The sequence below is a fragment of the Terrisporobacter muris genome (assembly GCF_024621905.1).
Lineage (GTDB): Bacteria > Bacillota > Clostridia > Peptostreptococcales > Peptostreptococcaceae > Terrisporobacter > Terrisporobacter muris.
On record NZ_JANKBY010000159.1, the window covers coordinates 1 to 8,031 of the forward strand.

Here is an 8,031-nt window from a genome sequence, read left to right on the forward strand (position 1 = left end):
ACATAACTAAATAAAAAAGAGGTAAAGTTATTATGAAGAATTATAAATTAATAGTGACAGATATGGATGGAACTGTTTTAGGAGAAAATCATCAAATTACAGATGAAAATAAGAATGCTTTGAAAGAAGCAGAAAAAATGGGGATTAAAGTAGTTTTTGCAACAGGAAGATTTCATGACTCAGCTAAAGATCATGTAAACTTTCTAGAGGATGTAATGCCTATAATATCCTCTAATGGATCTATAATTAAGCATCCAATCACAAATAAAGTTTTATATTCAAATTTTATAGATAGAGATATATGTTTGAAAATAATGGATATTATAGAAGAATATAACCTTAGATATCAGATTTATACAGATGAGAAAATACTTCAAAAATATGAAACTGAAGAAGAAATGATATTTATGAAAGAATTTATTGCAAAAAATTTCTCTGATAAGACTGAAATAATATTTAAAAAAGATTTAAGAGAAGATATTAAAAATAGCAGTGTGTTAAAGTTTAATATTATGGAAATGGAAAAAACAGAATTATTAGATCAAGCTAGAGTTGATTTAACATCCATAAAAAAAATAGAAATTACATCATCATGGAAAAATAATTTAGAAATAATGAGCGAAGGTAGTCATAAAGGAAAGGCTATAGAGTATCTATCGGATTTATTAGGAATAGATAGAGAAAGTATTATAGCATTTGGAGATAACTACAATGATTTGTCTATGATAGAATTTGCAGGAACTGGTGTAGCAATGGGAAATGCAGAAGAAGAAGTGAAAAAAATTGCTAATCATGTTACTAGTAGAAATGGAGAGAGTGGAGTAGCAAAAGCTATTAATAGTTTAGTTTTACAAAAAGTTGTTAGTGCGTAGATAAGACTTATGATACTATTATAAGAAATATAAACTAATGTGAAATTTCATGTATTAAAGGGGGAAAATGAATGAAACTTTGGGGAGGACGTTTTAGAAGTGAAGAAAATAAGTTAATGGAGGAATTTAATAAATCATTTGGTTTTGATTCAATCTTATACAAAAAAGATATTGAGGGAAGTTTAGCCCATGTTTATATGCAAGTGAAAGTTAATTTGTTAACTGAAGAAGAAGGTAAAATAATAATTGAAGGTTTGAAATCTATAGAAAAAGATATTGAAGATGGGAACTTGTCTCTTATTGGAAATTATGAAGATATTCATAGTTTCATAGAGATTAACTTAATTAAAAGAGTAGGAGATGTGGGTAAAAAACTACATACTGGAAGAAGTAGAAATGATCAGGTAGCTGTAGACATGAGATTATTTGCAAAGGAAAAGTGTAAAGAAATTATTTCTTATGTGGAAAATCTAAAAGATACTCTTAAGGAAGTAGCGGATAATAATCCTATTATTATGCCAGGTTATACTCATTTGCAAAGAGCTCAAGTAGTTACTTTTAAACATCATCTTATGGCATACTATAGTATGTTGGATAGAGATAGTAAGAGATTAAATAATGCTTTGGAAATTTTAGATGAATCTCCTTTAGGATGTGGGGCTTTGGCTGGAACTACTCATAATATTGATAGAAATGTTACTTGTGAAAAATTAGGATTCAAAAAGCCTATGGATAATTTTATGGATGGTGTAAGCGACAGAGATTATTTATTGGAGCTTATGAGTGACTTTTCTATAATAATGATGCATCTAAGTAGACTTAGTGAAGAACTAATAATTTGGAGCTCTCAAGAGTTTAAATTTATTGAATTAGATGATTTATATTCTACTGGTAGTTCAATAATGCCACAAAAGAAAAATCCAGATGGTGCAGAATTAATAAGAGGAAAAACAGGAAGAGTATATGGAAATTTAATTTCATTATTAACTGTTATGAAGGGACTACCGCTAGCTTATAATAAAGATATGCAAGAAGACAAAGAAGGTTTTTTTGATAGTGTAAATACACTTTCTATGTGTCTTCAAATAATGGAAAGAATGATAGCTACATTAAAGCTTAAAGAAGATAATATGAAAAAAGCTGTTAAAGGTGGATTCTTAAACGCTACAGAGGTAGCAGATTACTTAGTAAATAAAAATGTACCTTTTAGAGATGCTCATGGGATTGTAGGGCAAATCGTAATTTATTGTGAAGATAACAATAAAACCATAGAAGATTTATCTCTAGAAGAATTAAATAGTTTTTCAAAAGTTTTTGATAAAGAAATATATGACTTCATTGATTATGAAAATATATTAAACAAAGGTATAAAGAAAAATTTAAAATAAAAAATAAGATGGATTATCCATCTTATTTTTTTATTTTCTACGGAAAGTATTCGATTTTCTTTTTCTGATTTGTCTTTTCTTTATTATTCTAGAAATTATAAAAATAATAAATAAAGTAATTAAAGCTAAAGCAACTTTAAGTGAATATTTTACAATAGTGTTTTCTGTAATAAATCCAAAGACACTATTTAAGTTATTTTTTGCCACTAAATTTATAGTTTTTTCTAAAGTTTTTTCGTTATATACATCTAGAGTACCTACTTTATCACCTTTTTTAACAGGGAGGTTATAGTCTAAATTAACTTTAGCAGTATAATTCTCAGAAGCCTTACTACCTTTTTCTAAAACGATTTTATAGTTGAATTCAGGTTCATAAAGTAGCTCTTTTTCTTTTGTAAATAGAACTCTTTTACTCCTAGTATAATCAGATTTGTTGATTATTGTTTGGTTATAATAATTATCAAATGCATAATCTATAAGGGTTCTAGAATCTACATATACATCTGTACCAAAATCTTTGAATACTGCAGAGATAACTCTCATACCGTTTTTCACAGCACTTGACAATAAGCATCTTCCAGCATCATCAGTATAACCTGTTTTTATTCCATCTACTATATCGTATTTTATATCTACAGACTTTCCTTTGTATTGAATTTTTTCAGTTGAAGTTAAAAACTTATTTGTATTAAAGAAAGTTCTTTTTATAAAACGTTTACTAGTAGGTGTATCATTCATTTCAAACGTTATTGATTTTGTGCTAACTATCTCTCTAATAAGCTCATTACTCATAGCTTCCCTTGCCATTAAAGCCATATCATAAGCTGTTGTATAATGCTCTTTGTCGGGTAATCCATGAGGATTATTAAAATGAGTATTTTTTGCTCCTATTGCCTTTGCTTCTTTGTTCATTAAGTCTGCAAAAGTTTTCGTAGATTTTGATACATATTCAGCTAATACTTCAGCAGCATCGTTTGATGAATGTATTAGTAATCCTTGTAATAATTCCCTAACTGTAAATATTTCCCCTTTTTCTAAATACATACTTGAACCATCTACAGAAGGATCCTTATGAATCTCAACAGGATCATCCAAATTTTTTACATTTTTTATAACTAAATAAGCAGTCCATATTTTTGTTGTTGATGCTGGATATATTTTTTTATTCCCATTCTTCTCGTAAAGTACTTTACCTGTTTCGTAGTCTAATACTACTGAATTAGGTGAAGAAATAGATAGATCCTTGTTATCAGCAAATGCAGAAATTGGACCTGAAAAAGTTGTTATAGAAAGAATAAATACTAGTAAAAAAGATAAAAACTTTTTCATAGGTAACCTCCCAATTTTAATCTTGTATTTTAGTATATCATATTTTTGTTAATAATTAAATTGAGGAGGGATAAAAATAGTGAATAAGAAGAAAATAATTATTTTTATATTAATATTATTCATATGCCCAATAGGGCTAGTTATCAAGGATAAACTTGAATCTAAAGATGATATATATGTTTTAACAGAAGAAGAAAAATCATCAGATGAAAGTATGGAAGAACAAGAAATTAAAAAAGAAGAAAATAATATTACTGATAAAAAAATAACAGTATATGTTAGTGGTGCAGTAAATAAACCTGGAATAGTGACTTTAAATGAGGGCGATAGACTTGCTAAAGCTGTAGAAAAAGTTGGTGGAACAACTAAAAAAGCAGATTTAAATGGTATAAATATGGCTATTAAATTACAGGATGAAATGCATTATATAGTCCCTAGAATAGGAGAGGTAGTTAAAGATAGCGCATCTGAGGTTGTAAGCGAGGGGAATTTTAATCAAGCTGAATCATCAAAAACATCTCAAATAAATATAAATACCGCTACCATAGAAGAACTTGATAAACTACCTGGAGTAGGAGAAGCTACAGCAAATAAAATAGTAAACCATAGAAGTGAGAATGGAGAGTTTAAATCTATTGAAGAAATTAAAAATGTAAATGGAATAGGAGATAAAAAGTTTGAAGAAATGAAAAATCTAATATGCGTAAAGTAAAAATTTTGCTTTGCTTATATGAACAAGATAGTTGGTTCAAGCAAAGCAAATTTTTTATGAGGATTATTATTTACTAACAATAGTAAAATTATTATCAGTTAAATTGAATTTATTTTTCAAATTATTACTTAGGTATATTTTTTTATCCTTTGTAATAAAAATAGCATCAACACCATCTAAACTTTCAACTAAATTTAGACCATTTTCAACACCTAGACCGAAGGTTGTAGTAGATAAGGCGTCGCAAATAATTGATTTATCAGAAACAATAGTAACACTACTTAAATTATTGTTAAAAGGGTATCCAGTGTGTGGATCCAGCATATGATGATAAATTTTATTATTTTTTTCTAAATATCTTTCATAAATTCCAGACGTAACAACAGATTTATTTGAAACTTTAACATTTCCAATGGAATTACCACGAGGTTTAGTTGGGTCTTGAATTCCTATAGAGAAAGGTTGATTGTTTTCTTTGTTTCCAAGAACATAAATATTACCACCTAAGTTTATTAAAGCTCTTTCTAATTTTTCTTCTTTTAAATATTCATATATTTTGTCTGCGGCATAACCTTTAGCAATACCACCTAAATCAATTTTCATATTTTTTTTAGCTAGTTTTACAGAGTTATTATCGTCATCTAAAAGTATATCTTTGTAATTAACTAAAGATAGCTTATCTTTAATTTCTTTTTCAGCAGGTATTTTTGCGTTTTCTGTGCCTATTGCCCACAAATCAATTATAGGACCTACACTAATGTCGAAAGTGTCGTTAGACAGGCTAGAAAAGTTTATAGATTCCTTTATAACGTAATAAGTATCAGAAGATACTTTTACATAAGCATCTCCGGCCTTGTTATTTATTTTAGATATTTCACTGGAAGTTATCTGAGAACTCATTTTATTATCTATATCTTTTAAAATTGCTTCACATTCTTTTAATATTCTATCTCCATCTTTTTTTGTAATATCATATAAGGTTATTTCATTTATAGTTCCTAAATTATAATATGTACTTGAATATTTATCTTCTTTTTTATTTGTAATTATCATAAAAAGAGAAAATAATATAACAATAACTATAATTACTGGGAGTTTTTTCTTATTCATAATGATTCCTCCAATTTTTTATGTTATATTTAATTTGATATTTATAATTATATCATAAATATTTACAAATAATATTTATGATTAGGAGGTAAAAGGTTGAAAAAAAAAGACTTTATATTAATATTTGCAGTTCTATTAGTTATAGTTACTACTTTTGGTATTAACTATTTTTTAAATACTAAAAGAGGAGAAAATATAGAAATATATGTTGATAATAAGTTATATAAAACTTATAGTATTGATGATGATGAAGAAATTAAAATAAAAAGTGAAGGAGGATATAATATCGTTAAAATTCATGATCATGGAGTTGAAATTACAGAAGCATCCTGTCCAGATAAAGTATGTGTTAACTCTGGATTTATAACAAAACCAAGTGAAAGTATAGTTTGTTTACCGAATAAAATTCATATAAAAATAACAACACATGATAATAATAAGAATGAAAATGAAGAAGATGTTATATCTAATTAAGATTTGGAGGATAAAATGGTTAATTTAGGAAATGACTGGGATGATTTATTAAAAGAAGAATTTGAAAAGGATTACTACATAAAATTAAGAGAGTTTCTTGTTGAAGAATATAAAAGTAAGATTATATATCCAAATATGTACAATATATTTGAAGCATTAAAACATACATCTTATAAGGATACAAAGGTATTGATTTTAGGACAAGATCCGTATCATGGGGAAAATCAAGCTCATGGATTGGCTTTTTCAGTTCAACCTGGAGTTAAGACCCCACCATCGCTGTTAAATATGTATAAAGAGCTAAGAGACGACCTGGGATGCTTTATACCTAATAACGGTTATTTAATTCCATGGTCAAATCAAGGAGTATTATTATTAAATACAGCCCTTACAGTTAGAGCTGGTGAAGCAAACTCACATCAAAATAAAGGATGGGAGATCTTTACTGATGAAATAATTAAAAAATTAAATAAAAGAGAAGACCCTGTTATATTTGTATTATGGGGAGGAAATGCTAGAAAGAAAAAAGTTTTTATCGACAGCAATAGACACTATATATTAGAAGCACCTCATCCAAGTCCACTGTCTGCTCATAGAGGATTCTTTGGATGTAAACATTTTTCTAAGATAAATGACATACTTATAAGATTAGGAAAGGAGCCTATTGATTGGCAAATACCTAATATATAAAATAATATACTTTTATGTAACATCTTATCATATAAAGTAATATCTTATATGGAGGTAAGGTGTTGATTATGAAAGTTAATATACTAAATAGTAAAAAAATAATTAAAATGATAAAAAATAAAGAGTTCCAATTAATAATAGATTTAAGGCAAGAAGAATTTTACTTAGAAGGACATTTATTCGATGCAATTAATATTCCTACAAATGAGATAAATGATAATTTAGAATATATCAGAAGCATTACAAATGAGGATATATTGCTATGTTGTGTTAATGGAAATCAAAGTATAACAGTAGGAAAAGTTCTTCTACTAGATGGATTTAAAAATGTATATAGTCTTGCTAATGGAATAAAAGATTACAAATATGAGTTATATAAATAATTTTAAATAAAAGGTAACAATTTTGTTAATTGTTGAACTTTGATGAAAGAGTGCTTAAATAGTTGAAAAAACTAGATAAGCACTTTTTATATTTTTTGTCAAGTTGACGAGCTGTGAAAAATAGTTTACAATTTAGTTACAAAATAACTTTGAAAGAATAATTTAAAGTTAAATAAAACTTAGGAGGAGATAGTTTGAGTTATCTAAATAGAAAAGTAAAATCTATTATGCTATCGGGACTATTATCTATGGGGATTGTAACAGCAAATTATATTGCCTTTAACAAAGAAGTTGTTTTAGTTGTTGACGGACAGGAAATTGAAGTTAATTCATTTCAACCAGACGTACAAGGTGTACTCGAAGAAAATAAAATAGATTACGATTCAAATGACATAATTAGTGAAGACTTAGATACTTCGTTAAAAAATGGAATGAAAATAGAAGTTAAACAGGTTGAAAAAAAGACTATTACTGAAACAAAAGATATACCTTATGATACAGTTATAAAAAAAGATAAAACTTTATTAAAAGGAAAGACTGAAGTATCGCAAAAAGGTAGAAATGGTACAAAAGAACTTATATATGAAGTTATATATAAAGATGGTAAATTAGTGAGTAAAACCTTAGTAGAAGAGAATACAACAAAAAAGGCTAAGGATAAAATAATTAAAAAAGGGATAAAAGAAAAGAAAAAAGTTAAAACTGCTAGTAAGAAGACTAGTAGTGCGAACAGTAGTTTAGGGAAGAAAATGATAGTATCGGCTACAGCTTATAGTGGTGATAGCATAACGTCTACAGGTACAGTTCCTAAATGGGGAACTATAGCAGTAGATCCAAATGTAATACCATATGGGACTAAGGTATATATACCTCAGTTTGGTAATTATTTTATAGCAGAAGATTGTGGTGGAGGAATCAAAGGTAATAAAATCGATATATTTATGAATAGTGAATCTCAGTGTAATAGCTGGGGTAAAAGAACAATAGATATATATATTGTTAAATAGAAAAAGGCCTTAAGGTGGATAATCGCCTTAAGGCTTTTTTTCTATACTAATATATCCTAATTTATT

At 27.3% G+C, this 8,031-nt stretch carries 9 protein-coding genes; 7 read left to right on the forward strand and 2 right to left on the reverse strand.

Annotated elements, in window-relative coordinates:
- Positions 1–32 precede the first annotated feature (32 nt).
- Together NSA58_RS12225 and argH are read left to right on the forward strand one after the other, a co-directional pair.
- On the forward strand, positions 33–872 hold the full coding sequence (locus NSA58_RS12225; RefSeq protein ID WP_074429115.1) for a Cof-type HAD-IIB family hydrolase: 840 nt from the start codon (positions 33–35) through the stop codon (positions 870–872).
- Positions 873–943: 71 nt separating this feature from the next.
- A complete protein-coding gene (gene argH, locus NSA58_RS12230) occupies positions 944–2,260 on the forward strand; it encodes an argininosuccinate lyase (protein ID WP_039679797.1) in 1,317 nt (438 codons plus the stop codon).
- A gap of 30 nt (positions 2,261–2,290) precedes the next feature.
- Here the strand turns inward: argH and NSA58_RS12235 are convergent, their stop codons facing one another.
- On the reverse strand, positions 2,291–3,589 hold the full coding sequence (locus NSA58_RS12235) for a D-alanyl-D-alanine carboxypeptidase family protein (protein ID WP_039679798.1): 1,299 nt from the start codon (positions 3,587–3,589) through the stop codon (positions 2,291–2,293).
- A gap of 79 nt (positions 3,590–3,668) precedes the next feature.
- Between NSA58_RS12235 and NSA58_RS12240 the strand changes: the two genes are divergently transcribed.
- Positions 3,669–4,301, forward strand: a complete 633-nt coding sequence (locus tag NSA58_RS12240; RefSeq protein ID WP_039679799.1) for a helix-hairpin-helix domain-containing protein — start codon at positions 3,669–3,671, stop codon at positions 4,299–4,301.
- 66 nt (positions 4,302–4,367) lie between these two features.
- Here the strand turns inward: NSA58_RS12240 and NSA58_RS12245 are convergent, their stop codons facing one another.
- Positions 4,368–5,411, reverse strand: coding sequence for an FAD:protein FMN transferase (locus NSA58_RS12245; RefSeq protein WP_039679800.1), 1,044 nt, complete (start codon positions 5,409–5,411; stop codon positions 4,368–4,370).
- A 96-nt stretch (positions 5,412–5,507) separates the two neighbouring features.
- Between NSA58_RS12245 and NSA58_RS12250 the strand changes: the two genes are divergently transcribed.
- The 4 genes from NSA58_RS12250 to NSA58_RS12265 all read left to right on the forward strand — a co-directional run bounded on the left by NSA58_RS12250 (position 5,508) and on the right by NSA58_RS12265 (position 7,965).
- Complete coding sequence (locus tag NSA58_RS12250; protein ID WP_039680566.1) at positions 5,508–5,885, forward strand: NusG domain II-containing protein; 378 nt, start codon at positions 5,508–5,510, stop codon at positions 5,883–5,885.
- 15 nt (positions 5,886–5,900) lie between these two features.
- Complete coding sequence (locus tag NSA58_RS12255) at positions 5,901–6,575, forward strand: uracil-DNA glycosylase (protein WP_257560509.1); 675 nt, start codon at positions 5,901–5,903, stop codon at positions 6,573–6,575.
- A 68-nt stretch (positions 6,576–6,643) separates the two neighbouring features.
- Positions 6,644–6,958, forward strand: a complete 315-nt coding sequence (locus tag NSA58_RS12260; protein ID WP_052233071.1) for a rhodanese-like domain-containing protein — start codon at positions 6,644–6,646, stop codon at positions 6,956–6,958.
- 194 nt (positions 6,959–7,152) lie between these two features.
- Positions 7,153–7,965: a G5 domain-containing protein gene (locus tag NSA58_RS12265; RefSeq protein ID WP_039680568.1), complete on the forward strand. Its 813-nt coding sequence runs from the start codon at positions 7,153–7,155 to the stop codon at positions 7,963–7,965.
- The last annotated feature ends 66 nt before the right edge of the window (positions 7,966–8,031 follow it).

What these genes read in the sequence shown, in the direction of transcription:
- NSA58_RS12255 (WP_257560509.1), top strand. Translation starts at nt 5,901, where the DNA reads ATGGTTAATTTAGGAAATGACTGGGATGATTTATTAAAAGAAGAATTT.
- argH (WP_039679797.1), top strand. Translation starts at nt 944, where the DNA reads ATGAAACTTTGGGGAGGACGTTTTAGAAGTGAAGAAAATAAGTTAATG.
- NSA58_RS12225 (WP_074429115.1), top strand. Translation starts at nt 33, where the DNA reads ATGAAGAATTATAAATTAATAGTGACAGATATGGATGGAACTGTTTTA.
- NSA58_RS12260 (WP_052233071.1), top strand. Translation starts at nt 6,644, where the DNA reads ATGAAAGTTAATATACTAAATAGTAAAAAAATAATTAAAATGATAAAA.
- NSA58_RS12235 (WP_039679798.1), bottom strand. Translation starts at nt 3,589, where the DNA reads ATGAAAAAGTTTTTATCTTTTTTACTAGTATTTATTCTTTCTATAACA.
- NSA58_RS12245 (WP_039679800.1), bottom strand. Translation starts at nt 5,411, where the DNA reads ATGAATAAGAAAAAACTCCCAGTAATTATAGTTATTGTTATATTATTT.